Raw genomic sequence first — 24,156 nt, 5'->3', positions numbered from 1 at the left:
GCTCGTATGAATCGGCAACCTATATTTGGTCAAAAACTGGAAGGACAAGACTATGTTGAGCGCTATGGTGTTTATGCGGTCATTCCAAATCAGGATCGCACTGAGATTATTCTAGTTCAAGCTCCAAATGGTGCTTGGTTCCTGCCTGGTGGTGAGATTGAAGCCAATGAAGATCACATGCAGGCTCTCAATCGGGAATTGCTTGAAGAGCTTGGTTTTAGCGCTCAGATCGGTTCTTACTATGGGCAGGCAGATGAATACTTTTATTCTAGCCATCGTGATACCTACTTCTACAATCCAGCCTATATTTATGAGGTCACTCATTTTACGCAGATCAGTCAACCCTTGGAAGATTTCAATCATTTAGCCTGGTTTCCTATCGATCAAGCGATTGAAAAACTCAAAAGAGGCAGTCATAAGTGGGGGATCCAGCAGTGGAAAATTGACCATGACAACTAAAGATCCCCAACCAATTTGAAAAATAGTGCTATAATGGTTGTATATAAATCAAAGGGAATACCTCAGGCAGGCTGAAAAGATTTTTGATTGTACCTATCTTTACAGATTGCCCTTGGTCCGTCAGTTAGAGGAGATTAGATTACTATGAGACTTATCAATACAACTAGCAGCCACCCCACCTTAGTGCGCAATCAATTAACTAATACCGATGCTACCCTTGTTGAAGTCTACTCTGCTGGTAACAGTGATGTCGTTTTCTCTCAAGCGCCTGGTCATTATGAGCTTATCATTTCCAACCGTCACCGTGCCATCAAAGATAATGAAATTGAGACTATTCGTGAATTTTTCTTTAAGCGTAAAATTGATCCTGACATCATTATTCCTGGACAAATTCAATCTAGTCATACTGAAAAACTGATTGAAATTTCGATTCCTACAAAACAGTAATGAGCCATTAGGTATCTGGACAAGTGTCTAGATACTTTTATTTGTAAACAAAACCAAAGGGCCTGGAGCTTAGCTCCAAGCCTTTTCGTTTTATATAGAATTCACCAGATTCAGGTAAGGGGATAAAATCTGACTTAATTTTACTCCTGCACAATCTGCTTAGCAACAAGGGACACTGCTGATTTATTTTTTGTCATTGGGATTGTAACCGCCCAACTTAAACGGTTTATCAGCCTAGAAAGGCTAGTGATATTGGCTATTTATCAGTCACTTCAAAACCTTGAGCAAGGGCTTCTGGGAAATTATTCTCAATAATCTCTGCACAGTGGTCACAAACTGTTGCATGGTAGCTACGTTCTTTCGTTGTCTGATCGTTGCGGCGGCAGCGATCACAGACATCACCTGACGCATGCTCTACTCCAAAGGCTACTCCATCGAAGGTTACTACTGATTCTGGAGCATTTTCTTCACTAATTGTTAATTGTGAGACAATCAATAACTGGGCAATGTCACTCTTTAGACTATCTAGGAGAGCTTTTATCTGTGCATCTGCATAGATGGTTAAATGAGCTTCTAAAGACTTACCAATAACTTTAGCATTACGGGCTTCTTCCAAAGCTTTTTGAGCTTGTGTCCGCAGAGTCATAAAGGCTTCCCAAGTTTCAAGAATCTGCTCTTGACCAGCAAAGTTTTCTACTTCTGGCATTTCAGCTAGCTGGACAAATTCTTCATCCTCTTGATCCAGATAAGACCAGATCTCCTCTGCCGTATGCGGAAGGATTGGGGTCAAGAGCTTAGTGATCTTCACAAGAATATCATAGAAAACAGTCTGCATTTGACGGCGGACTAGGCTATCGGCTGCTTCAATGTAAACCACATCTTTCGCAAAATCTAAGTAGAAAGCTGATAAATCAACCGTTAAGAAGTTGTTGACTGCCTTATAAACAGCCATGAAATCGTATTGATTGTAAGCCTCTCGTATAGTTGCGACCAAATTATTGAACTTGATTGTCATGTATTGGTCAACAGGTCGAAGATCCTCGTAGGCTACTGCATCTGACTTTGTAAAGTCTGAAGTATTGGCCATCAAGAAGCGCAAGGTATTACGGATTTTACGATAGCTTTCGGATGTCTGTTTCAGGATATCCATGGAGATACGGACATCATTGCTAGTATCAACAGTTGATACCCATAGACGTAAGATTTCGGCACCAAACTGCTTTTCAATATCACTAGGAAGAATTGTATTTCCAAGTGATTTAGACATCTTTTCTCCCTTACCATCCAAAACGAATCCTTGGGACAAGACGGCTTTGTAAGGAGCATGCCCATTGACTGCAACAGAAGTAATCAAGGAAGAATTGAACCATCCACGGTACTGATCAGATCCTTCTAAGTAGAGATCTGCAGGATAACCTAGGTCTTCACGCTGATTCATGACGCCATTCCATGAAGAACCTGAGTCAAACCAGACGTCCATGATATCTGTTTCTTTGGTAAATTCACCATTGGGTGAACCTGGATGGCTATAGCCTTCTGGTAGGAGATCCTTGGCTTCCCAATCCCACCAGATCACGGATCCATGTTTCTCAAATAAATCAGCTACATGATCTGTTACATCCTTGGACATGATGGCAGTCCCATCTTCAGCATAAAAGATAGGCAGCGGTACTCCCCAAGCTCTCTGACGAGAAATAACCCAGTCACCTCGATCACGGATCATATTGTAGAGACGTGTTTTTCCCCAAGATGGTGAGAAGGTTGTCTTATCAATTTCATCTAAGATCTCTTGGCGGAATTTTGAAACTGAAGCAAACCACTGTGGAACAGCTCGCCATATAATTGGCTTTTTAGTCCGCCAGTCAAATGGGTAAGAATGAGAAATTTCTTCTTGAGCTAGAAGCAGGTCTCCCAATTTTTCAACAACCGTTGGAAGAACTTTATCGTAGAACTGTCCTTGGAAATCTGGCCCAGCTTCCTGCGTCATGATACCACGTCCATCGACTGTTACAGAAATTTCCAGGTTGTATTTGAGTCCAACATTATAGTCATCCTCACCAAATCCTGGTGCTGTGTGGACAATACCTGTTCCGGAATCAAGGGTGACATGCTCACCTAGCATAACGACTTCTTCTACAGCAGTATCCCAAGGGTGATCTGTCGTGATATACTCTAATTCATTACCCGTGTGCCGCTCTACAACACTGTAAGATTTCCAGCCAAATTTTTCCGCTAAGTTTGGCAGTAATTCTTCAGCCAAGACAAACTTGCGATCATCTCCTTCAACTTCGACAGTTGCATACACAAAGTCAGCTCCTACTGTCAATCCTCTTGAAGCTGTTACAGTAAAGGGAGTTGTTGTCCATACAACAATATAGGTATTATTGTCCAAAACACCCTTGCCATCTCGAACTTTGTTGGCATAAAAAAGTGAATTCGACACCAAATCATGATATTCAATTTCTGCTTCAGCCAGTGCAGATTCTGAAGACCAAGACCAATAGACCGGTTTAGCACCCCGATAGATATATCCTTTATCAGCCATTGCACCAAATACACGAATTTGGGCAGCTTCATAATCTGGTGTCAAGGTGACATAAGGATTATCCCAATCAGCCGATACACCCAAGCGTTTGAAATCCTCACGTTGCTTATCAACTTGAGAAAGCGCATAATCACGACACATTTTGAGGTATTCAGCTCGATCGATTTCTTTACGTTTAACACCCTTCTTAGCCAATACTTGCTCGATTGGCAAACCATGCGTATCCCAACCTGGATTATAGGGAGCACGAAAGCCCATCATGGATTTAGAGCGGATGATGATATCTTTAGAAATCTTGTTCAGGGCATGGCCAGCATGAATATTTCCATTAGCATAGGGAGGCCCATCATGAAGGAAAAAGCTTGGTTTATGCGCATTTAACTCCTGACGCTTTTGATACACTCCTGCCTCTTGCCAAGCAGCTTGCCATTGCGGTTCTTTATTGGGAAGACCTGCCCGCATAGGAAAGGCTGTCTTACCTAGATTCAATGTCTCTTTTAATTTCATGTTGCCTCCTTTTAAGCCTTAACAGTATTTTTTCAACTATGATTACCACGAGTAAAAAATAAAAAGCCTTCATCACATAAAGGACGAAAGCTCGCGGTACCACCTTAGTTCAGATTAGGCAAGCTAAGCGCCTAATCCCTTTAAATGATGATAAGGTAATCAACCTTCTATCCTACCTATCAGATAGAAAACTCTGGAATGATGATGACAATTCGAGAGATTGTAGGACTCACACCATCTCCTACTCGCTGATAATATCGAATTGTCCCCGTGTTTCCATTAGTCTTGAATATTTAATTTAAAAGTTTGCGTATGTCCAGCCGCTAAATCGCTTGCTGAACGCTCAGTCGTATCTTCAATAACGACCGTGTTGGTTTCTTCTGTTTCTTGTTCTGGTGTTAGATCAACCTGAGGTGCTTGAACTGCCTCGACATCTTGCATCCCATTCTCAGCAGCGTCTAGAGCAGCAGTTATTTCACCTAGATCAATCCGTTGGGTTTCTTCTAAAATACGACTACTTTCTTCAACACGTCGGTGAAGCTCATCCATCTCTGCACCCGTGAATTGACGCGTAGCATCACCAGCGACATCAGGTTCCGCAGCTAAATGTGATTCATCAATAATCCCATTTGATTCAGCCGGTTCGTCTAGCACTTGCTCAACCACTTCACGGAAGGCTTCGTCAGAATTTTGGAGATAGACTGCTGTTGGTTGTAGCAACTCATTCCATTCTTGAGAGTTAATCATATTCAACTGGCCTTCAAGCGTGCTCATCAAGCGTTGATGGAAAACACGACTTTGACGCTTCAAAGCCTCTGTCTCGATAGCAACACTTTTAGCTTGATCAGTGGTATCCCGTAAGATATCACTCGCACGTTTTTTAGCCTCGTCAATTAATTGATTAGCATCATAATTAGCCTTGCTCAATAGATTTGTTGCTTGAGTATTAGCTGATAGCTTAACCTTCTCAGCCGTTTCTTGCGCAAGAATAACTGACTGACTGAGTGATTCTTTCATCTCTTCGTAGTAAACTAGCTTTTCTTCGTAATTTTGTATTTGTGATTCTAACTCACGATTTTTTTCAGCCAATTCTTCAAAATCATCTGCTAACTTGTTTAAAAAGTCTTTAACTTCTTGTTCGCTATAACCACGAAAACTTCTGTGAAATGTAATGTGTTTGATATCGCGTGATGGCACTACCATATCATTCCTCCTTATTTATTATCCCTATAAAATACTGCTCTAAAGAGCCTCTTATCTTTTAAAGCTCAATCACATTGCTGTGATTTCATTTTCTCGAAAATTTGTTGATAATCAGTTTATGCTTATTATTCTTAGAAAGTCCATTGTCCTGACTCAGTTCAAATCGACCAAATCCCCTAACACTTACTAAATCTCCCAATTCTAGTACTTCTGCTGATTTTGTTGTTACAGCATAGTTGAGTTTGACCTTTTCATGGTCAACTAATTTAGTCGCCTGAGAACGAGAAATATTGAAAACTGCTGCAATGACTTTATCTAGACGTCTACTAGATGCCACTATATTGACTACTTTGGCGTTGGTGATTTCTCTTTGAATGATCTGTTTAAAACTTACTTCCTTGATCGAAACACTAGCCTTAGCAATCTTTTTCACTGTTGTAAAATAGTCAACTAGTGAGCGATTGATGATGACTTGTATCTGACCATCTTGCAGCAAGATATCTCCAAAAACTGATCGTTGTATTCCCAAACGATTGAGCAGACTGCCCATCACTTGTGAATGAGTAAGATGATTAAACTTAGCATTGTAAGAAATATCAATCAGTGCTAGCTCAAAATCTTCAAAGTCTACTGTATAATAGTCCGGTGCTACTATCAGCCTAGCATATTCCATCGCAATAAAATCACTCGAAACATAGCATGCTAACCCCATTTGAGCACAGATGCTCTTTGCAATCTGAACTTGCCTAGGGTCTAAAAACTCGGTCACTTGATAGCTATAAGTCGATTCAACTCGATGAACAATGTCATACATCTTATCGATGAAGGTTCTTTCTTCCTTTCGGAAGTGCTGATAAATATCACGTTCTGCCATATTAAAAATTCTGTAGTCCTTGTAAGAGGCGATCAAGAATTTGTAATAATAGCAAAAGTGCTACTACTGAAAAATCTAAACCTCCAAATTCTAAACCCAGTTTCCTAACAGGATTCAATAAAGGGGCTAGAAATTCTTCAAGGCTCTGACCGATTTTTGATGACCTAGCTTCTGGAATCCATGATAGCAATGCGTTTATAATAAGGGCAAAACTAATGATTCTTATCAACAAATGGCCCACTAAAACTATTAATGTCACTGGTCTTATCTACGTTTCATATCGTAATCAAATGAAACATCTTGGTTTGCATTTGATAGATTCATTTCTTCCATGTTAACAACAACATCTTTTGGTGTTAACAAATACATGGATGATCCAACTTTTTGAAGATTCCCATAAAGGACTCGACTAGCTCCGTCAATGAAATCAAGACAACGGCGGGCTTGAGCTTCAAGCATATATTGGAAATCAATCAGTACGCATTCATTATTGATAAGCAGGTCAACTATCTCTTGAGCATCCTCGTATTTTCGTGGAAATTTTAGAGCAATTGTAGTGCCATTAGCAGATGGCACTGAGACATCATTAGAACGTGATGACATAGTTTTAATCTTTTCCTCCTGTAACTGGCGGTCCTGCTGAGAGACGGGCTGTGGACGTTCTACCGAAATAGGCACAGCAGCTCGCTCTCTTTGAAGACGTTGGGGCTGAGAAGCTGTAGTTCTTAGTGATTGACGCTGATCCTCTTGCTGAGGTTGTTGCAAGGAAGAAGATACAGATTGAGGTTGAATCTCTCTTGCTCCCTCTGCCTCTGGTGTTTCAACTACTTCGCTGGCATCATCCGTATCAAAGTAGGAAACGATTCTTTCAAATCTATCTTTTAAAGCCATAATTCTCTCCTAGTTTTTAAAGAATGAAGTTCCAATTCGAACGAAGGTTGATCCATTTTGGATAGCAGCAGCAAAATCTCTACTCATCCCCATACTCAAATCATCGAAAGGCATATTCTTTATCTTTCTCTCCGCAAGTACTTGTCGTAATTCGTTTGTCTGTCTAAAAATAGACTCCAGCTCTTCGTCACTAGCATCTAAAGGAGCCATTGTCATTAGGCCAACAATCTTAATCTTGTCGTATGCAGCGAGGGCTTCAATAGCGGAATCTATCTCATCTACTCTAAACCCGTGCTTACTCTCTTCTCCTGATATATTGACTTGTAAGAAACACTTAATCGAGTGATCTGCTCTTTTTTGTATTTCTTGAGCCAATTTCACTGAATCTAAAGCATGGAAATAGTCCACATAGTTGATGACATCTTTAACCTTGCGTCTTTGAAGTGTACCAATCAAGTGCCAAGTTAGATGATGGTCTTTGAGAGCTGCGTACTTATCAAGAAACATATCGACACGATTTTCGCCGATATGCTTAATTCCTTGATCTACTAGCTGTTGAGCAACGGAGGCGTCTACATATTTAGTGACAGCAATAATAGAAATCTCTGATGGATCTCTATCAGCCTGACGGGCTGCCTGTGCCACCGACTCAAAAACTTGAGTTTTATTTTTAAACAAATCCATGATTAACGATTTTTAAAGAATGGCGGTGTTTCTAACTCATCATCGCCTGTGTTAACTTCAGACGGTGAAAATGAGGTGACATCTAATTGGCTGTCCAATTGATTTTCCGTTGGGCGTGCTATTGTATCACGACGTAAATCCCAATCTCCAAAAGCAGATTGCTGAGGCTGCTGAGGACGAGCTGGAGCTTGTGGCATGTCACGATGCTCAGCCATATCAAAATCAAAGCCTGCCCCTCGACGTTCTGGAGCCACTGCTTGCCCATTCATATCATTTTGAGCAACCGGTGCTTGACGGTAAGATGATGGCTTAGCAAAACCAGATACTTGTTCAGCTTTTTCTTGGCGAACCCCTGTTGCCACAACAGTTACGCGAATTTCATCCTTCATAGAATCATCAATTGATGTCCCAAGCCAGATATTGACACCTTGACCTGCTGCCTGCCCAACAATTTCTGAGGCTTCTTCTGCTTCTGTCAAAGTCATATCCATACCACCTGTAACATTGACGATGACATCTTCAGCACCATCAATAGTTGTCTCAAGCAGTGGTGAGTAAATCGCTTTTCGAGCTGCTTCAATGATGCGCTCTTCGCCGGTACCAATACCAATTCCCATAAGAGCGTTCCCTTTATTAGCCATGACTGTTTTAACATCGGCAAAGTCAAGGTTAATCAAGCCTGGGCTCGTAATTAAGTCCGTAATCCCTTGAACACCTTGGCGAAGAACATTATCAGCTTCACTCAGAGCTTCAAGTAACGGTGTCTTTTTATCAACAATTTCCAGAAGGTTATTGTTTGAAATAATTAGCAAAGTATCTACTTGCTCACGAAGTTCGTTGATTCCTTCGATGGCAAAATTTCCACGTTTGTTTCCTTCGAAACCAAACGGTCGAGTCACTACAGCCACCGTCAGTGCACCGATGCCCTTAGCAATACGTGCAATAACTGGGGCAGCACCAGTACCAGAGCCTCCACCCATTCCGGCAGTAATAAAGACCATGTCAGCGCCTTGTAAAGCTTCAGCGAGAACTTCTTCACTTTCTTCTGCAGCTTTACGACCAACCTCAGGTTGACCTCCAGCACCTAGTCCACGTGTCAACTTAGGTCCTAATTGAATGACCGTTTCAGCTTTTGATGAACTTAGGGCTTGAATATCTGTGTTAGCAGCGATAAATTCAACCCCTGAAACACCCTCTTCAATCATGCGGTTAATAGCGTTTCCGCCGCCACCACCGACACCGATAACTTTAATGACCGCACCTTGTACTGATGCTGTATCAAATGAAAATGCCATTTTAGATCCTCACTTCAAATTAATCAAACATACCGCTAAAGATGCCACGAACACGGTCGCCCATTTTAGCTTTTGGCTTACTTTCTTGCTGTGGTTTTGGAGCTGATTCTTGGATCGGCTCTGGAATTGTAAAGTCAGTTGATGGGGCTACTGGTTGCTGTTGAGCTGGTGCAACCGCTGGCTGAGCAGGAGCCACTTGCGGACCAGAAACTGGTGCAACTGGCACCACCGGTTTACGACGTAAGAGTTCTTCACCAAGAACAGCACCCTGCGCAATAATATCAACTTCACTCATAACACCAACGAATTCAACTAGACTAATCACATTGGCGAACATAGGATTTCGAATACCAACCTGGGTTGGAATATGTAATTTCACTTGAGTTCCAAAGACTTCTTGAGCTAGCTCAACAACTCCAGGTAACATGGCTGCACCGCCAACTAAAACAATTCCTCCGGGTAAATCTAGCAGGCGTCCACGATCGAGATCCTGTTTGACACGATCAAAAATGTGACGAACACGTGCTGAAATAATTTCAGCCAAATAATGCTCAGAAATTTCTACCGGCTCATCACTACCTACACATTCAACAGGCATTGTTTCAGTTTCACTAGCCTCTGCCAAATCAGCTGTTCCAAAATTAAATTTGAGAGCTTCTGCTGTTTGAATAGATGTCTGCAGCACTTTTGAAATGTCTTTTGTGACAAAGTCTCCACCTTCTGCGTAAACATTGGTGTATTGTAGTTCTTGGGCACGCATGGAAGAAACTGTCGTTTGACCACCACCCATGTCAATAACTGTCGCACCAAACTCACGTTCACCCTCATTCAAAACTGACTTGGAAAGCGATAGAGGGGTGATGATGATGGTTTCAACATTGATACCAGCACGATCTACAGTTGTACGTAGATTATGAAGGATTGTACTTGGCCCTGTATAGATCAAGCCACGCATCTCAAGTCTGATCCCCATCATGCCTCGAGGATCACGAATGCCTTGGAATCCATCAACGATAAATTCCTCAGGAACCAAGGAAATTACTTCACGCTCTGGCGTGATACTCTTCGTCAAAGCTGACTGAACAACACGCTCGATATCTTCGTCCTTAATTTCTTTTGATTCCGTAATGACTGGAATCATACCTTGCGTTGGCTCGATCTGTAAGAGATTAGCTGGAAGACCGACATTGACCTTATCGATATTAATGCCAGCCTTTTCCTCTGCTTGCTCCACAGCTTCTTTGATAGAATTGGCCGCAGCTTCGATATCTACAATAATGCCATCTTTAACACCTGAACTTGGGACATTACTAACCCCAATGACATTCATTTGGCCATCAACCCATTCGGCCACCAATACTTTAATCGAGCTTGTTCCTATATCTAATCCTGTAAAAAAGCCATTCCTAGCCATTCACTCGACCTCTCTAACTTTCTGTTCTTTTTTCCTATAATAGACTGCTAAACTGTGCAATAAGGGCACAAGGGCAGAATTATTCAGAAAGTATTATATCATAAAATTTCTAGAAGTGGGTTGATTTTCCACTTTTTCTTAGATATTGACTCTTGAGGTATAAAAAGCGAATCCAGACTTGGATTCGCTCTTCTAAAGATGACTTCCCTTAAACCGCCCCCTTATACCTCTCCATAAAGTCAATGAGTACTTGGGCTGAGCGTTTGCCTGCCTCGATAATAAACTCTTCAAAGGTAAGGTTTGCATCTTGCTCAGCTGTATCACTCATGGCTCTAATAACGATAAAAGGTTTATCTGCAGCTTTTGCAGCTTGAGCGACTGCAGCGCCTTCCATCTCTACGGCTAAAGCATCAGGGAAATACTTCTTGATCTGATTAATTTTTCCTTGGTCTGCAATGAAACTATCACTCGTGGTAATCAGGCCCAGGTGACTAGTTAGGTGATGCTTCTCTAGCATAGATTTGAAACCAGCAACCAGATTAGGGTCACTTACAAAATACAGAGGCTGCATAGACATTTGTCCATAATCATAGCCGAATGCTGTCAAATCTACATCATGATAAGCTAATCGATCAGCAATAACCACATCACCAATTGCGATATCTGGTGCTACGGCTCCTGCGGATCCGGTATTAATCAGAGCATCCACCTGGAAATGATCTACCAAAATAGCTACTGACATAGCTGACATAACCTTGCCGACACCCGATTGCACTAGGACTAGCTCATGCTGACCAAGGTTTCCACTATAATAGGTATGTCCCAGCACTACTTCTTGTGACTTATTTTCTAAGGCAGCAACCAATGATCTGAGTTCCTGCTCCATGGCAGCAATAATTCCAAACTTCATAGATCCCTCATTTTCTTTATTAGTGGGGCGATTTTACCAAGTAAATATAGCAAAAATCAATAGAGCCAATAAGACAATAACAATGAGTAAAATCTTATTGAGCTTGGATTGAAAAGCATTTCGCTTAGCATTCTCAATGCGACGACTTTTATAGGTGTAACCTTTTTCATAGACAATATCATCCATGTCCAGATAGATCTGTGTATCTTGAGAATAACTATCGTCAGACTCCAAGGCTTGATTGCGCTTGGCATTCTCAATAATCTCATCGGTTAGTAATGGTTTTGCCATGACAACTCCTTTATCTTAAGATTTCTGGGTGCAAAGCTAGATACTGCAAGGCTATTAGGGTCTTAGCATCCACCACTTCTCCTTTGTCTATCATTCTCAGACAGTCATCAGGACTCAAGGCCAGAAGCTCTATGAATTCATCCTCATCTTTGGGACGCGGGTTCTCCACTTTCATCAGATCCTTGGCCAAATAAAGCCTTATACGTTCATTGCTGAAACCAATAGCGGTATAAAAATCGTATAATTTTTCAAGTTTTCCTGCTGTATAACCAGTTTCCTCTTCCAGCTCACGCAGAGCAGCCTGATCTTCGTAACCTGCCTCACCGTTTTCCAACTTACCTGCAGGTATTTCAAGCGAGATGTTTTCAATAGCCTTGCGATACTGTTTGACCATAATCACCTTATTTTCAGGTGTTAAGGCTAAAACAGCTACGGCTCCCTTGTGAAAGACTAATTCTCGGTAGGAGGTTTGTCCATCTGGTAGGCTGACTTGATCCTTGGCGACTGTAATCACTTGTCCTTCAAAAATTGTTTGTCTTGAGAGGGTCTTCTCTTCAAAATCCATTGAATCTACTCCTTAATGCTGAGAAGGATGATGGGGTTTGTCTTGAGCATAGCCTTCTTTATTGACCTGACGGCCACGGGCAATCGCAATGCTGTCTGTCGGAACATCTTCATAAACAACTGAACCAGCTGCTGTCAAAGCACCATCCCCAATTTCAAGAGGGGCAATCAGCGTCGAGTTGCTGCCAATAAAGACATGATTTCCCACTTTGGTTTGGAATTTATGCTTACCATCATAATTAGCAATAATAGTTCCCGCACCAAAATTTGTCCCTTGACCAACCTCTGCATTACCAATATAAGTGAGGTGGCCTGCCTTGACACCTGATTGGAGATGGGACGCCTTAACCTCGACGAAGTTTCCAATATGAACACCTGCGTCAATGTGGGAGTCTGGGCGTAGATGGGCATAGGGCCCGATGGTAACATCGTTTTCAATAATAGAAGATTCTATTACAGAATTAGTAATGACAGTCCCTTTAGCAATGACAGAGTCGATAATCTGAGTTCCATTGGTTAGTACAACTTGGCTGGCAATCTTAGTATTGCCTTTTAGGGTGACATTGGCTTCAATGAGGACATCTGGCTCTATCTGGACATCTACATCTATGTAGGTGCGTTCTGCATCTTGGAAAGTGACCCCGTTGACCATGTGATTGTGGTTGATGCGCTGGCGCATCACACGCTCAGCTGTTTCAAGAGCGACACGGTCATTGACGCCGAGACTTTCATTGAAATCTTCCAGAGTAAAGGCTCCGACTTTCTCTCCATTTTCACGAAAAATAGCAATCACATCGGTTAGATAGTACTCACCTTGGGCATTGTCTGTATTGATATCTTTAAGGGCTTCAAACAGGCGCTTGTTGTCAAATAGATAGGTTCCTGTATTGATTTCCTTGACCTGCTGCTCAAACTCTGAAGCATCCTTTTGCTCAACAATCTTGGTGACCTCACCATTTTTATTTCGGATAATCCGACCATAGCCGTGAGGATCCTGTGCGGTCGCTGTTAAAATAGTCGCTACATTTTTGTGATTGATATGAAACTGGATCAGCTCTTTTAGGCTATCTCCTGTGATTAAAGGAGTATCACCAGCGATAACCAAGGTATGTCCTTCTAAGCCAGCAAGATGCTTTTCAGCCATCATCACTGCGTGTCCAGTTCCTAGCTGCTCAGTTTGCAGTGCAAAGGCAGATTGCCCCTCCAAGACTTCTTGAACCTTATCGGCCTTGTGACCAACAACTGTCACTGTTTTTTCTGGTGAAATCGCTGAAACACTGCTAAAGACATGCTCTAGCATGCTAATCCCTGCAACCTTATGCAGGACCTTGGGTAAATCAGATTTCATACGTGTTCCCTTACCTGCTGCTAGAATAATAGCATAGTTTGACATAGTTGAATTTCCTTTCAAAAAAGTGGGCTTGGGCACACTTTTTTACTCTTATAATCGCTAATAGTCTATCACATTTTCGGGGGTTTTCCTAGGTCATCTGTCATAAATCAGCTAGGGAAAAGCGTCTGGGACAAAAGTTAGGACTTGTTTGTATTGCTTCTGGATTTACCAGAATGGCGCAGCGGTGGGGAGTATGACTTTCTAGTTGCCAAGAGTCTTACTCATGTACAGTGTATGAGGTGCTAACCACTACCGGTTGACTCCCCTCCACTTTTTTCTTTAGAAATTAGTCACAGCTTGATCCAGTACTGCCATAACTTGACGACTGTGATCCAGTGCCTTAGTTGCTGCTATGTGATCGTTTTGCGCCATCATCTTCTGAAAAGCGACGAACTCTTGGTACATACGATGATGTGAATCTTTAATTGTCAAATTCTGAGCGGGTTGACCATTTAGCGTTAGGTAAACTTCTGGCATGCTATTACTTGGTCCCAGCAGGGTTATAGATCCCTTGGTTCCTTGGATAGTTGAGCGGATTTCTGCCGAAGAATCTTTAGCACCGACACTGACTGCCTTAAAGTCCTTAAAGTCCATTAGCAATACGCCCGAAGTGTCAATACCACGCTCTACATTGGCTAAGTAATTGACTGATTGGGGTTTCCCAAAGAGACCGACCAAAAGGTGGATATTGTAGATATTGAGGTCACGCAGGGCTCCACCGCCCATTTCTGGATTAAAAACAGGTGCGATCTCTCCTCTTTTAAAGGCGTCATAGCGTGAAGAATACTGGGAATAATTGCAGGTTACAATCTTTATATCTCCAATATCATCTAAATGCTCTTTCATGACGTAAAAATTAGCTAGGTATTGGTTGGTGATAGCTTCAAATAAAAAGCAGCCTTGGGCTTTGGTGATTTCTGTTAATTCCTCTAACTCTCGGCTAGTCATGGTAAAAGGCTTTTCACAGATCACGTGCTTACCTGCTTTTAGGGCTTCTTTAGCATAGTCATAGTGGGTGTGATTAGGGGTTGCGATGTAGATTGTATCCACAGCTTTATTGGCTAAAACCTCCTGGTAATCACTGGTTGCTTGTGGGATGCTGTAGCGCTCAGCTAGCTGTTCTGCCGTCTCTATTGATCGGGGAGTTGATAAGATTGCCTCTAATACAATACCATCAACCGTTTCTAGTACGGGTAAAACCTCTTTTACAATCATGCCTGTCCCTAATAAAGCTAAGTGCATCGGAACACCTCCATATCTTTTTTCTTATTTTAACATGATGTCAAGGCATCGTCAGGTTTTGGTGCGTATTCTTTGGTGATTTCTTTATCATCGGAATTAGGTCGACCATTTTAGAGCTCTCGCTGTTAGGCGCTGATTTTTTCCAGCCTTAGGATGTTTATTTTTTAAGTTTTTGTTAATTTTTGTTGACTCCCAGATTGTAGTCTGTTACACTAAGGTAAAATCCTGTATACATTCCTATATTAATATTAATCTTCCTAAAGGAGAGCTATATATGCGTATGACTCCTTCGATTTCTAAACCTATCTACCCAGGCTCATCTACATCTGTTCCGAAATCTTTTCCTATTGCTAATATTCTGACCTCTATTGCCTGGTTATCTTTTCTCAGCCCGATCTTGCTTACCATTATAGCAGTTTTCTATCTTGATACATTTCCTGTACATGAGCATCCACCAGACGAGATATCCGAGATCTTCCCAATCATTACTATCTTGTTTGCACTTGCTGAGATTGCACCTTTACTTTTAACTTTCTATGTTGTTTTTATTCTGAGCTTTGTAGCTATAGTTAATAGTTTGATTTTATCTATTATAAGCCTCAACGTTTATCGAAGGACTAAAACACTCGGACAACCAACTAATCTTTTTACCGAGATTTCAAATATTATTCTGATCATTCTTAATTCTATTTCGCTTTTTCTTATCACTCCAATAACTCTACTATTATTCAGTTAATATAAGAGGTTATGCTTCTCATGAATACCTATCGTCCTAGTCTGCTATTACTAAAAAGTCCTAAGATGTTAGCATTTATCAGTTTTGGACTCACTGCTTTTAATGCTTTTATGGCCTTTATTTTACTCCTTGCTTTTGCCTTAAACTTCAGGTCGTCTAATCCATCTTATTGGTTTTCATTTTTGTCAGCCATCAGTTTAGTTTGGCTATGGTTCTGTGTTTTTACTGCACCTGCTTGTATAGTGCTATCTACTGTCTCTCTTTTACTACCTAGACGAATGGGGTTTAGTGCACTCATCCACTATCCTAGGATTAGCACTGGTAATTTCATCTGCCTGAGCCTTAATATCTCTATTTCCCTTTTGTTTTGTATCTGCGGTATTATGCTGTTGGTCAAGTGAACGTTTTAAAATTCAAAAGAGACTGAGACAAAAGTTCTCAGCCTTATTTATTTGGTCAATTTTATTTGCTAGGCGCAGTGGTTGGTTGGATATCCTTATCCCTTGCCATGCAAGTGATAGCGGCTATCCTAACCAACTGTGCGGAGGTGAGACAACGAAATCAAATACTTCGAATTATTGATTTCTGTCCCACTCTCTTTTTGAATATTATCCGATGATAGAGCCATTTGGAATAGATGGATCCACCGTTAGAACGGTCAGTTTGCCATCGTGTTCAGCTGAGAGAATCATTCCTTGACTAATGTATTTCCTCATCATTTTACGTGGTTTTAGGTTGGCGACAATTTGAAGTTTCTTACCAACTAGTGCTTGCTCATTAGGGTAAAATTTAGCAATCCCCGATAGGATCTGACGATCTTCTCCATCACCAGCATCTAGGCGGAAGCAAAGAAGCTTATCAGAACCTGGCACTTTTTTGACTTCCTTGACTTCTGCGACACGAATTTCAGCAGCATCAAAGGTGTCAAATTTGATATCGGCCTTGCTTGATTTCAGCTCAACCTCCTCAGGAATCCACTCTTTTTCGACTTGTGGTTGATTGGATGCCATTTGCTCTTTAATATAAGCGATCTCTTCATCCATATCAAGGCGGGGGAAGATCGGGGTTCCTTTAGCAACAACTTGCGTATTGTCCGGGAAGCCTGATAGCTTAAGGTCTTGCATTTGGAAGTTTTGACCGAGTCCTAGCTGCTCCATGATAGCTGTTGAGGTCTGCATCATAAAAGGCTGCAATAAGTGAGCGACCACCCGTAGGCTTGCTGCCAAATGCGCCATGACTGAGGCCAGTTTTTCTTTATCAGCCTCTTCTTTTGCTAGGGTCCATGGAGCTGTTTCATCAATGTACTTATTGGTTCGAGAGATGATGGTCCATACAGCATCTAAGGCCCGTGGGAAATCAACAGCTTCCATTTGTTTATGATAGTCTGAGAGGTTTTTTGCGACTACCTTGGCCAAGTCAGCATCAAAATCCGTAACGTTTTCCACATAGGCAGGCACCTGACCATCAAAGTACTTGTTAATCATAGCAATGGTACGATTGAGCAAGTTGCCCAGGTCATTAGCCAACTCATAGTTGATACGACCAAGATAATCCTCTGGAGTAAAGGTCCCATCTGACCCCACAGGTAGGGAGCGCATCAGGTAGTAGCGCAAAGGATCCAGACCAAATCGCTCAACCAGCATCTCTGGATAAACTACATTGCCCTTGGATTTAGACATTTTACCATCTTGCATGACAAACCAGCCATGGGCGACTAAGCGAGTTGGTAGGGGCAGGTCAAGTGCCATCAGCATAATTGGCCAGTAAATCGAGTGGAAACGTAGAATATCCTTACCAATCATATGGAGGACTTCATGATCCTCATCATTGTGCCAGAATTTGTCAAAGTCGGTATGGTTTTCCTGACCATAACCTAAAGCTGTAATATAGTTAGAAAGTGCATCGATCCAAACATAGACAACATGTTTAGGATTAGAAGGAACCTTGACTCCCCAAGTGAAGGTTGTCCGGGATACTGCTAAATCTTCCAAACCCGGCTCGATAAAGTTTTTGAGCATTTCATTCATCCGACCATCTGGCTGGATAAACTCTGGGTGTTCTTTATAGTAGGCAACTAAGCGGTCTGCATATTTGCTCATGCGAAAGAAATAAGACTCTTCTGAAACCTTTTCAACTTGGTGACCAGATGGAGCAATCCCACCGATCATATTTCCTTGCTCATCTCGAAAGACTTCGGATAGTTGACTTTCTGTAAAGAACTCTTCATCTGCAACTGAGTACCAACCTGTATATTCGCCTAAATAAATATCTCCTTGAGCAAGTAATTGTTCAAAAATCTGCTCAACTGTCTTTTCGTGGAAGGTATCTGTCGTGCGGATAAACTGGTCATAGGAAATGTCCAAGAGCTTCCAAAGCTCCTTGACTCCCTTTGCCATTTCATCAACATAATCTTGAGGGGTTAGGCCAGCTTCTTGGGCCTTGTCCTGAATCTTTTGACCGTGCTCATCAAGACCAGTCAAATAACGAACATCGTAGCCCATCAAACGCTTGTAACGTGCTAAAACGTCACAAGCAATCGTTGTATAAGCTGAACCAATGTGCAATTTCCCCGATGGGTAATAAATAGGGGTCGTGACATAAAATGTTTTATTAGACATGTGAATTCCTTTCGATTCTACATGGACGATCGCCTTTATATTTCAAGGTTTTGTCCTATGAATCTTAGCGTTATCGACGCTTATTATACCACAATTTAGCTAGTCACAAAAGGTGGAATACTGGGATCCTAGAGCCAGAGAGGAGTTATTTATCCGAGTTAGATCGTCTTATTTTGCCTTAAGATTAATCATATAATTATGCTCAAACTTTGATTTAATATGCTGACGAATTTTTTTGACCTTGCTCAAACGCTTTCCGGTAATACGTTTATAGGTGGCTTTACGCACTAGCTTACCTGCAGCATTTCTTGTATAAATGGTCAGATGATCTCCATCGACACGGTAGTTAATATCATAGGTGTAGAGGAGTTTGGCTCTAGCCACATCCTTCTTTAGATTGACATCAGGTGCACGTTTGTAGTAACTCTTCAGTTTGGTATTGAGAATTTTTTTAGTATTTTTTTCAAAGGCTTTACTGGATACATCAATTTCTATTGTTTTATTCCATTGATTGACTCTATAAAAATCCGTTAGATAACTCTTAACTGTCACCACAGGGTAGTCTTCAAAGGTCCCTTGTAAAGCATAATAAAGCCCTGTTTCATTGAAATGTCTCTCCTCATCAACTGTCAGGAGGCCTAAGTAAGTATAGTCATTATTTCTGGCTGCTTTGAAGGCATCTTTCCACGAGTCGCTTTGGGCATCATAATAAGTTAAAGTCGTTTGCTCCCATGTTCCTTCTATATTGGCATCATTGTAGGATTTCCAGTAAAGACCTGTAATCACGAAAGCTGCGATAGCCACTATAGCATAGACGACTACTGCTAAAAACTTTAACAAGGCAGTATAAGATTTTGGTGGAAAAAATCTGTTTTGGCTCAAGGACTTGAAATTTGACCTTAGGGTTACACTCTTTTCGTCATCACTTTTTATTGTTTGTAGAGATTGTTCTGAGCTCGACGTGCTTATAGCACCTGTTTTTACGGCTGCCTCTATCTCCTCAGCGCTAGGCTCTTGAGCATTCAGATCACGATAGCGACGGATCCATTCTTCTTGTTTCATACCACTCCTTCTATTCCTCTCTAAACAATCAACTTCATTACTTTGATTTATCCGTAAGTCCTAAAGAGAATGACTAAGACCTAGTCAAACACGGAAAATACTTGTTAAATAGGAAGACTGTCATAAAGTGAGAGTCTGGAGCCACTAGGCTCCAGACTCGTCTTTTATTTGATATGATAATTCTTTTCAAACAAGGATTTGAATTCTTCAAAGGTACTTACTAGGGTCTTTGCATCATCATCTGAAAGACGCTTGTAGACTGCCTTAGATATAGTTCGATCATTGACATCTTTGGTTAAAATGGTTAGTGTCTCCCCTTTGACCGTATAAGTTCGGGTGAAGTTTAGATTGTCTGTTAGGCTACGGATGTCTTCATTAACATCAGCGGATTTGACATAGTCATAGTAACCGCTTAAGTCTTTTTCCAGTGTATCTCTGACCCGCTGTTTAAATAGGGTCGGCGACTTATTAATCTCAATAGACTTATCCCATTGATTAACGATGTACTCATCGTCTAGGTAGCTTCCCAAAGAAAGATAAGGCTGATCTTTATGATCATTGATATAGTAGTAAGAATCTTCTTGGAAGTTTCCCTTGTCATCAATGGTGATATAGTCTGCATAGGTGAAATCATTATCCTGATAATTGGCAATGACATCAATCCATTTGCTGCTCTCTCTATTGTAGTAGTCCCAGCGGGTCAATTCCCAAGTTCCGGTGATATCAGCTGAGCTATAACGCCACCAAGCTGCACCGCCGGCTACTGCTGACATCAGCGAGAAAAAGACCAACACTACCGCAAATATCTTAGCGATTTTTGCCTTGCGATTATATTTGGGAGTTGGCACAGAAACGGTAGTCACACTCTTCTTTTGGTGTGCGCCTACTGTATAAGAGTGGGGGGTAGAAGTCGCTTGAGCAGATGGTGCTTGAAAAACACCGCCAAAAGTAGCACGTTTGATCGGCTGTTGTCTGTCAAAAGCACTCGGCGCTTTATCATCTGATGGAATAGATGATTGAGCGGCATTTGCTTGTGGCATCTGAGGTTCAGCGATTGTTTCGCCTCCCCAGATTCCTGCTTGTCGTGCTGCTTGCACTTCTTCATCGGTCGGCATACGTCCATTGACCGACTGAAACAGATCCATCCATTCTTTTTGATTCATTACTTTTTGATTCCTCGTAATCGTTTTGTCATCTTTTATTATACCATAGAAAAAGCTCCGATTATAGCAAACTCAGGCAAATATTTTAAAAAATAACTAAATTTTATCAATAAGTGCCCTTTGATTCAAACTCTACCATTTGACTCCCAAAAAAATTAGACCTTTAATCCTGATTATTATTGATTGATTGTCCTCTATGATTAAATCAAGAATTTGAATCTGAAATATAGTATAATATAGAAAACTAAAGGAGGCGTTTATGGCTATTGAGTATAAGAAAAATGATCAACTGGAAAAGATGCTAGAGGGCTTTGCTAGCTTTCCTGATTTTGAAGGTGGTAAAGATCCTAAAGCTGACAAGAAGAAAGATCAAGCAGACAAATGAGTATCTTTAATCACTTACCAGACAGTGTCCTTCAATGGTTAGCCATCTTCTTGTCTATCATCATTGAGGCACTGCCTTTTGTTTTACTAGGATCGATTTTAGCTGGTTGTATCCATATCTATGTAACTCCTGATCTGGTCAACCGCTATCTGCCCAAGAACAAATTTCTTAGGATCCTTTTTGGTAGTCTGATTGGCTTTGTCTTTCCCTCTTGTGAATGCGGTATTGTGCCTATCGTGACGAGATTTTTAGAAAAGAAGGTTCCAAGCTATACAGCTGTTCCCTTTCTAGCAACAGCTCCTATCATCAATCCTATTGTGCTCTTTGCGACTTATACTGCCTTCGGAAATTCTTTTTATATCGTAAGTCTGCGCTTGGTAGGTGCTCTCTTGGTGGCTAGCTGCCTGGGTATTTTGCTTGGCTTTTTTACAGATGAGCATATTTTAAGTCAGACTTATCAGGCGCATCCACAAGAAGATGTCAGTTTGCTCACACAAAGACAAAAGATCTTTAAAGCTCTAGTCTATGCTATTGATGAGTTTTTCGATACGGGGCGTTACCTTATCTTTGGGAGCTTGGTAGCTTCTGGTATGCAGATCTACCTCCCAACTCATTTTCTTCGGACCTTAGGGAGTTCCCCCTTCCTAGCTATCTTGGTTTTGATGCTATTGGCCTTTGTCTTGTCACTATGTAGCGAAGCAGATGCCTTTATCGGTGCTAGCCTCTTATCGACCTTTGGCGCTGGACCTGTTTTAGCTTTCTTGCTCATCGGGCCTATGGTTGATATCAAAAATCTTATGATGATGGCTAAATCTTTTAAACCTAGATTTATTGGTCAATTCGTCGGTCTTTCAAGTCTAGTCATTATACTTTACACTCTGATTGTAGGAGCCTTATAGATGCTACGATTTTTAATATTAGCAGGTTATTTTGAACTCAGCATGTACCTCTATCTCACTGGTAAGCTGAGTCAATATATCAATACACACTATACCTATTTAGCCTATCTCTCTATGATTTTATCCTTCGTTTTAGCTATAGTACAGCTGATTATTTGGGTGAAACAACTAAAGGTTCATAGCCATCTGCATGGCTTTCTTGCTAAGGCAGTAAGTGTCGGAGCATTGGCTTTTCCTATCCTCGTTGGGATCTTGGTGCCTACAGTTAGTCTCGATTCCACCACTGTCTCAGCTAAGGGTTACAATTTCCCACTAGCAGCTGAATCTACTCGTGGTACCAGTGATGATGGCACCACGGTTCAATATTTAAAACCAGATACTTCTGCTTATTTTACTTCATCAGCCTATCAGGCAGAGATGACAAAAGAGCTAAAACCCTACCTTAAACAGGATCAGATCACTATTACGACTGAGAATTATATGGAAGTCATGGAACTTATCTACCTCTATCCTGATCGCTTTGTTGATAAGACTATCACCTACACTGGCTTTATCTTTGACGATCCCTCTCAAAAAAACCATCAATTCCTCTTTCGTTTCGGTATTATCCATTGCATTGCCGATTCCGGAGTTTACGGACTTTCAACAAGTAATCTGACATCCAACTATCCCGATAATACTTGGGTCAAGGTCACCGGAAAACTACACCTGGAATACAATAAGGAACTTGATCAGACATTACCTGTTCTGGATGTTAGTCAAGATCACACTGTCCCTAAGCCAGATAATCCTTATGTTTATCGTATCTTTTAGCTTCTTCATGAAATCACTAAAAACATTTTATGATAAAAAAATAGCATTTGAGGATATTCCTCTTTGCTTTTTTTAATATTAAGATACAATTATTCCAGATGTAAGGTTAGTTGTTGCAAGTCTAGATAACTTTCATTCTTTTCCAATGTAATTATTCTTTCCTAATTTGACCTTATAAGTTTTCTAGCGTCCCACTAATATTACATCCTAATAACTACTACTTCATTGACGCTCATTTTATTCTCCACATAAATGAGCCGATATAAGAAAAGCCTGTCTTTTTGACAGGCTTTTCTTATGGATTTAAATAAATAGTATACCACTACTAATTTATCATCTCTGCTTAGAGGAGACCATCTAGGAGGCCTTGCATAAAATCAGATGAATGGAACTCACCGATATCATCAATTTTTTCACCAAAACCGATGTACTTCACTGGAATATCTAATTCTTGACGGATAGCTAGGACAATACCACCCTTGGCTGTACCGTCAAGTTTTGTCAAAACAATACCTGTCAGAGGGGTAATCTTTGAAAATTCCTTGGCTTGACTGAGTGCATTTTGACCAGTCGAAGCATCTAAGGCGAGAAGCGTTTCATGTGGCGCCTCTGGAACGACACGCTTGATAATGCGCCCAATTTTTTCCAACTCTGCCATAAGATTGTCTTTATTTTGCAAGCGACCTGCTGTGTCAATCATCAGAATATCGACACCCTCTTGGACGGCTTTTTCAACACCGTCAAAGACAACGCTGGCAGCATCTGCCTTCTCGCCGCCAGTAATAACTGGGACCTCTACTCGCTGACCCCACTCTACCAACTGGGCAACTGCCCCCGCACGAAAGGTATCAGCGGCTACCAGCATAACTTTTTTGCCTTGAGCTTTATATTTATGAGCCAATTTTCCAATCGATGTTGTCTTACCCACACCATTGACTCCAACAAAGAGCATAATCGTCAAGTCATCTTGAAAATTGATACGCTCATTGTATTGGCCATCTTTTTCATAGATGTCGACTAGTTTTTCAAGGACAACACGACGAACATCTTCCGATTTCTTCACATTTTCTAACTTAACTTCATGTTTAAGCTCTTCTGTTAGGTTTGTTGCTACCTGTACGCCAACATCAGATAAGATCAGAAGCTCTTCAAGATCCTCAAAAAATTGCTCATCTACATTGCGGAAATTAGCGAAAAAAGCATTTAGACGAGCACCAAAGCCTTTGCGAGTTTTTTTGAGTGTCCGTTGGTATTTTTCTTGCTCTGTTTCTTGATAATCATCTGACTGTGCAGGAGTATCATTTGCCGCTTCTATTTGGTTCTCTATGTCAGCTTCTTTGTGATTACTGGGAGCTTCTTCTGAAGCAGGCCAATCTTGGGACTGGCTACTTTCTTCTGAGGATACTGCCTGGTCAGTTTCTGATCTCTTTTCTTCTTCTGAGATCAGACCTGTCTCCTCAGCGAGTGAGGCTTTCACCGCATTGTAATCTGCCATAAAGTTATTAGAGTCCAAGACCTTATCTACCCACTCTGGATCTACAAACGGTACTTCTGAATGGCTCATTGACTGTGATGCTTCTTGACTATCTAGCAGTTCTGATAGGGAGTCAATTTCTGAAGTGTCAAGGGCAGATGAAGTTGCTGCCTGAGACCTTTCAGGTGACTGCGACAGAGACTCAGATAGTGACTGCTGTAATTCCTCACTGCTTGATGTTTGATTTTCTTTCTTCCCACCAAATAATCTATCAAATAAACCCATAA

At 41.2% G+C, this 24,156-nt stretch carries 23 protein-coding genes and 1 pseudogene; 6 read left to right on the top strand and 18 right to left on the bottom strand.

Translation table 11 applies throughout. The features are described from left to right. Positions 1 to 6: 6 nt before the first annotated feature. Together AC4HAJ_RS03560 and AC4HAJ_RS03555 are read left to right on the top strand one after the other, a co-directional pair. Entirely contained in the window at positions 7 to 459 is a 453-nt protein-coding gene (locus AC4HAJ_RS03560; protein WP_491078786.1) for an NUDIX hydrolase, read from the top strand. Positions 460 to 603: 144 nt separating this feature from the next. Next, the gene (locus AC4HAJ_RS03555) at positions 604 to 906 is read left to right on the top strand and encodes a DUF1827 family protein (RefSeq protein WP_491078785.1); all 303 of its coding nucleotides are present in this window, start codon (positions 604 to 606) and stop codon (positions 904 to 906) included. A 256-nt stretch (positions 907 to 1,162) separates the two neighbouring features. Here the strand turns inward: AC4HAJ_RS03555 and ileS are convergent, their stop codons facing one another. The 14 genes and pseudogenes from ileS to AC4HAJ_RS03485 form a co-directional block, all read right to left on the bottom strand. After that, the gene (gene ileS, locus AC4HAJ_RS03550; protein ID WP_491078784.1) at positions 1,163 to 3,958 is read right to left on the bottom strand and encodes an isoleucine--tRNA ligase; all 2,796 of its coding nucleotides are present in this window, start codon (positions 3,956 to 3,958) and stop codon (positions 1,163 to 1,165) included. Between the two features lie 279 nt (positions 3,959 to 4,237). After that, complete coding sequence (locus tag AC4HAJ_RS03545; protein ID WP_491078783.1) at positions 4,238 to 5,161, bottom strand: DivIVA domain-containing protein; 924 nt, start codon at positions 5,159 to 5,161, stop codon at positions 4,238 to 4,240. Positions 5,162 to 5,246: 85 nt separating this feature from the next. Continuing rightward, complete coding sequence (locus AC4HAJ_RS03540) at positions 5,247 to 6,035, bottom strand: YlmH family RNA-binding protein (RefSeq protein WP_491078782.1); 789 nt, start codon at positions 6,033 to 6,035, stop codon at positions 5,247 to 5,249. Position 6,036: 1 nt separating this feature from the next. After that, on the bottom strand, positions 6,037 to 6,276 hold the full coding sequence (locus AC4HAJ_RS03535) for a YggT family protein (RefSeq protein ID WP_491078964.1): 240 nt from the start codon (positions 6,274 to 6,276) through the stop codon (positions 6,037 to 6,039). Between the two features lie 23 nt (positions 6,277 to 6,299). Beyond that, positions 6,300 to 6,926, bottom strand: a complete 627-nt coding sequence (locus AC4HAJ_RS03530; protein ID WP_491078781.1) for a cell division protein SepF — start codon at positions 6,924 to 6,926, stop codon at positions 6,300 to 6,302. Between the two features lie 9 nt (positions 6,927 to 6,935). Then, positions 6,936 to 7,610: a YggS family pyridoxal phosphate-dependent enzyme gene (locus AC4HAJ_RS03525; RefSeq protein ID WP_491078780.1), complete on the bottom strand. Its 675-nt coding sequence runs from the start codon at positions 7,608 to 7,610 to the stop codon at positions 6,936 to 6,938. A 2-nt stretch (positions 7,611 to 7,612) separates the two neighbouring features. Next, positions 7,613 to 8,905, bottom strand: coding sequence for a cell division protein FtsZ (gene ftsZ, locus AC4HAJ_RS03520; RefSeq protein ID WP_491078779.1), 1,293 nt, complete (start codon positions 8,903 to 8,905; stop codon positions 7,613 to 7,615). Positions 8,906 to 8,924: 19 nt separating this feature from the next. Then, on the bottom strand, positions 8,925 to 9,131 hold the full coding sequence (locus AC4HAJ_RS03515) for a cell division protein FtsA C-terminal domain-containing protein (protein WP_491078963.1): 207 nt from the start codon (positions 9,129 to 9,131) through the stop codon (positions 8,925 to 8,927). Continuing rightward, positions 9,132 to 10,319 (bottom strand): annotated as a pseudogene (gene ftsA, locus AC4HAJ_RS03510) (cell division protein FtsA); the annotation flags it as partial. Between the two features lie 208 nt (positions 10,320 to 10,527). After that, positions 10,528 to 11,229: a 5'-methylthioadenosine/adenosylhomocysteine nucleosidase gene (locus AC4HAJ_RS03505; protein ID WP_491078778.1), complete on the bottom strand. Its 702-nt coding sequence runs from the start codon at positions 11,227 to 11,229 to the stop codon at positions 10,528 to 10,530. A gap of 33 nt (positions 11,230 to 11,262) precedes the next feature. Then, a complete protein-coding gene (macP, locus tag AC4HAJ_RS03500; protein WP_491078777.1) occupies positions 11,263 to 11,520 on the bottom strand; it encodes a cell wall synthase accessory phosphoprotein MacP in 258 nt (85 codons plus the stop codon). A gap of 10 nt (positions 11,521 to 11,530) precedes the next feature. After that, positions 11,531 to 12,085, bottom strand: coding sequence for an NUDIX domain-containing protein (locus tag AC4HAJ_RS03495; RefSeq protein ID WP_491078776.1), 555 nt, complete (start codon positions 12,083 to 12,085; stop codon positions 11,531 to 11,533). 12 nt (positions 12,086 to 12,097) lie between these two features. Further along, a complete protein-coding gene (glmU, locus tag AC4HAJ_RS03490; protein WP_491078775.1) occupies positions 12,098 to 13,477 on the bottom strand; it encodes a bifunctional UDP-N-acetylglucosamine diphosphorylase/glucosamine-1-phosphate N-acetyltransferase GlmU in 1,380 nt (459 codons plus the stop codon). Positions 13,478 to 13,756: 279 nt separating this feature from the next. Continuing rightward, on the bottom strand, positions 13,757 to 14,719 hold the full coding sequence (locus AC4HAJ_RS03485) for a Gfo/Idh/MocA family protein (RefSeq protein WP_491078774.1): 963 nt from the start codon (positions 14,717 to 14,719) through the stop codon (positions 13,757 to 13,759). Positions 14,720 to 14,999: 280 nt separating this feature from the next. On the opposite strand from AC4HAJ_RS03485, the gene AC4HAJ_RS03480 reads away from it, so the two are divergent. Then, positions 15,000 to 15,455: a hypothetical protein gene (locus tag AC4HAJ_RS03480; protein WP_491078773.1), complete on the top strand. Its 456-nt coding sequence runs from the start codon at positions 15,000 to 15,002 to the stop codon at positions 15,453 to 15,455. Positions 15,456 to 16,063: 608 nt separating this feature from the next. Here the strand turns inward: AC4HAJ_RS03480 and metG are convergent. From metG to AC4HAJ_RS03465, 3 genes are all read right to left on the bottom strand, one after another. Further along, positions 16,064 to 18,073 carry a methionine--tRNA ligase gene (gene metG, locus AC4HAJ_RS03475; protein WP_491078772.1) on the bottom strand — a complete coding sequence of 670 codons (2,010 nt, stop codon included), beginning with the start codon at positions 18,071 to 18,073 and terminating at the stop codon, positions 16,064 to 16,066. A gap of 168 nt (positions 18,074 to 18,241) precedes the next feature. After that, entirely contained in the window at positions 18,242 to 19,135 is an 894-nt protein-coding gene (locus AC4HAJ_RS03470; protein ID WP_491078771.1) for a hypothetical protein, read from the bottom strand. Between the two features lie 164 nt (positions 19,136 to 19,299). Continuing rightward, on the bottom strand, positions 19,300 to 20,298 hold the full coding sequence (locus tag AC4HAJ_RS03465) for a hypothetical protein (protein ID WP_491078770.1): 999 nt from the start codon (positions 20,296 to 20,298) through the stop codon (positions 19,300 to 19,302). Between the two features lie 259 nt (positions 20,299 to 20,557). Between AC4HAJ_RS03465 and AC4HAJ_RS03460 the strand changes: the two genes are divergently transcribed. From AC4HAJ_RS03460 to AC4HAJ_RS03450, 3 genes are read left to right on the top strand one after another with little or no spacing between them, the layout of a single operon-like run. Then, entirely contained in the window at positions 20,558 to 20,683 is a 126-nt protein-coding gene (locus tag AC4HAJ_RS03460; protein ID WP_491078769.1) for an SPJ_0845 family protein, read from the top strand. Next, positions 20,680 to 21,582, top strand: a complete 903-nt coding sequence (locus AC4HAJ_RS03455) for a permease (protein WP_491078768.1) — start codon at positions 20,680 to 20,682, stop codon at positions 21,580 to 21,582. Before AC4HAJ_RS03460 ends, AC4HAJ_RS03455 begins: the two co-directional genes overlap by 4 nt. Next, positions 21,583 to 22,395 carry a TIGR03943 family putative permease subunit gene (locus AC4HAJ_RS03450; RefSeq protein WP_491078767.1) on the top strand — a complete coding sequence of 271 codons (813 nt, stop codon included), beginning with the start codon at positions 21,583 to 21,585 and terminating at the stop codon, positions 22,393 to 22,395. A gap of 343 nt (positions 22,396 to 22,738) precedes the next feature. Here AC4HAJ_RS03450 and ftsY read toward each other — a convergent pair whose 3' ends face one another. Next, positions 22,739 to 24,154, bottom strand: coding sequence for a signal recognition particle-docking protein FtsY (gene ftsY, locus AC4HAJ_RS03445; protein WP_491078766.1), 1,416 nt, complete (start codon positions 24,152 to 24,154; stop codon positions 22,739 to 22,741). Positions 24,155 to 24,156 lie beyond the last annotated feature (2 nt).

It is taken from the genome of Streptococcus sp. ALY_211 (assembly GCF_058314555.1).
The sequence above is the reverse complement of the archived record's forward strand: the minus strand, read 5'-3'. Positions and strand labels throughout refer to the sequence as shown.

What these genes read in the sequence shown, in the direction of transcription:
- AC4HAJ_RS03555 (WP_491078785.1), top strand. Translation starts at nt 604, where the DNA reads ATGAGACTTATCAATACAACTAGCAGCCACCCCACCTTAGTGCGCAAT.
- AC4HAJ_RS03485 (WP_491078774.1), bottom strand. Translation starts at nt 14,719, where the DNA reads ATGCACTTAGCTTTATTAGGGACAGGCATGATTGTAAAAGAGGTTTTA.
- AC4HAJ_RS03455 (WP_491078768.1), top strand. Translation starts at nt 20,680, where the DNA reads ATGAGTATCTTTAATCACTTACCAGACAGTGTCCTTCAATGGTTAGCC.
- AC4HAJ_RS03505 (WP_491078778.1), bottom strand. Translation starts at nt 11,229, where the DNA reads ATGAAGTTTGGAATTATTGCTGCCATGGAGCAGGAACTCAGATCATTG.
- macP (WP_491078777.1), bottom strand. Translation starts at nt 11,520, where the DNA reads ATGGCAAAACCATTACTAACCGATGAGATTATTGAGAATGCCAAGCGC.
- AC4HAJ_RS03460 (WP_491078769.1), top strand. Translation starts at nt 20,558, where the DNA reads ATGGCTATTGAGTATAAGAAAAATGATCAACTGGAAAAGATGCTAGAG.
- AC4HAJ_RS03545 (WP_491078783.1), bottom strand. Translation starts at nt 5,161, where the DNA reads ATGGTAGTGCCATCACGCGATATCAAACACATTACATTTCACAGAAGT.
- AC4HAJ_RS03465 (WP_491078770.1), bottom strand. Translation starts at nt 20,298, where the DNA reads ATGAATCAAAAAGAATGGATGGATCTGTTTCAGTCGGTCAATGGACGT.
- metG (WP_491078772.1), bottom strand. Translation starts at nt 18,073, where the DNA reads ATGTCTAATAAAACATTTTATGTCACGACCCCTATTTATTACCCATCG.
- AC4HAJ_RS03495 (WP_491078776.1), bottom strand. Translation starts at nt 12,085, where the DNA reads ATGGATTTTGAAGAGAAGACCCTCTCAAGACAAACAATTTTTGAAGGA.
- glmU (WP_491078775.1), bottom strand. Translation starts at nt 13,477, where the DNA reads ATGTCAAACTATGCTATTATTCTAGCAGCAGGTAAGGGAACACGTATG.
- AC4HAJ_RS03470 (WP_491078771.1), bottom strand. Translation starts at nt 19,135, where the DNA reads ATGAAACAAGAAGAATGGATCCGTCGCTATCGTGATCTGAATGCTCAA.
- AC4HAJ_RS03540 (WP_491078782.1), bottom strand. Translation starts at nt 6,035, where the DNA reads ATGGCAGAACGTGATATTTATCAGCACTTCCGAAAGGAAGAAAGAACC.
- AC4HAJ_RS03525 (WP_491078780.1), bottom strand. Translation starts at nt 7,610, where the DNA reads ATGGATTTGTTTAAAAATAAAACTCAAGTTTTTGAGTCGGTGGCACAG.
- AC4HAJ_RS03560 (WP_491078786.1), top strand. Translation starts at nt 7, where the DNA reads ATGAATCGGCAACCTATATTTGGTCAAAAACTGGAAGGACAAGACTAT.
- ftsZ (WP_491078779.1), bottom strand. Translation starts at nt 8,905, where the DNA reads ATGGCATTTTCATTTGATACAGCATCAGTACAAGGTGCGGTCATTAAA.
- ileS (WP_491078784.1), bottom strand. Translation starts at nt 3,958, where the DNA reads ATGAAATTAAAAGAGACATTGAATCTAGGTAAGACAGCCTTTCCTATG.
- AC4HAJ_RS03480 (WP_491078773.1), top strand. Translation starts at nt 15,000, where the DNA reads ATGACTCCTTCGATTTCTAAACCTATCTACCCAGGCTCATCTACATCT.
- ftsY (WP_491078766.1), bottom strand. Translation starts at nt 24,154, where the DNA reads ATGGGTTTATTTGATAGATTATTTGGTGGGAAGAAAGAAAATCAAACA.
- AC4HAJ_RS03450 (WP_491078767.1), top strand. Translation starts at nt 21,583, where the DNA reads ATGCTACGATTTTTAATATTAGCAGGTTATTTTGAACTCAGCATGTAC.
- AC4HAJ_RS03530 (WP_491078781.1), bottom strand. Translation starts at nt 6,926, where the DNA reads ATGGCTTTAAAAGATAGATTTGAAAGAATCGTTTCCTACTTTGATACG.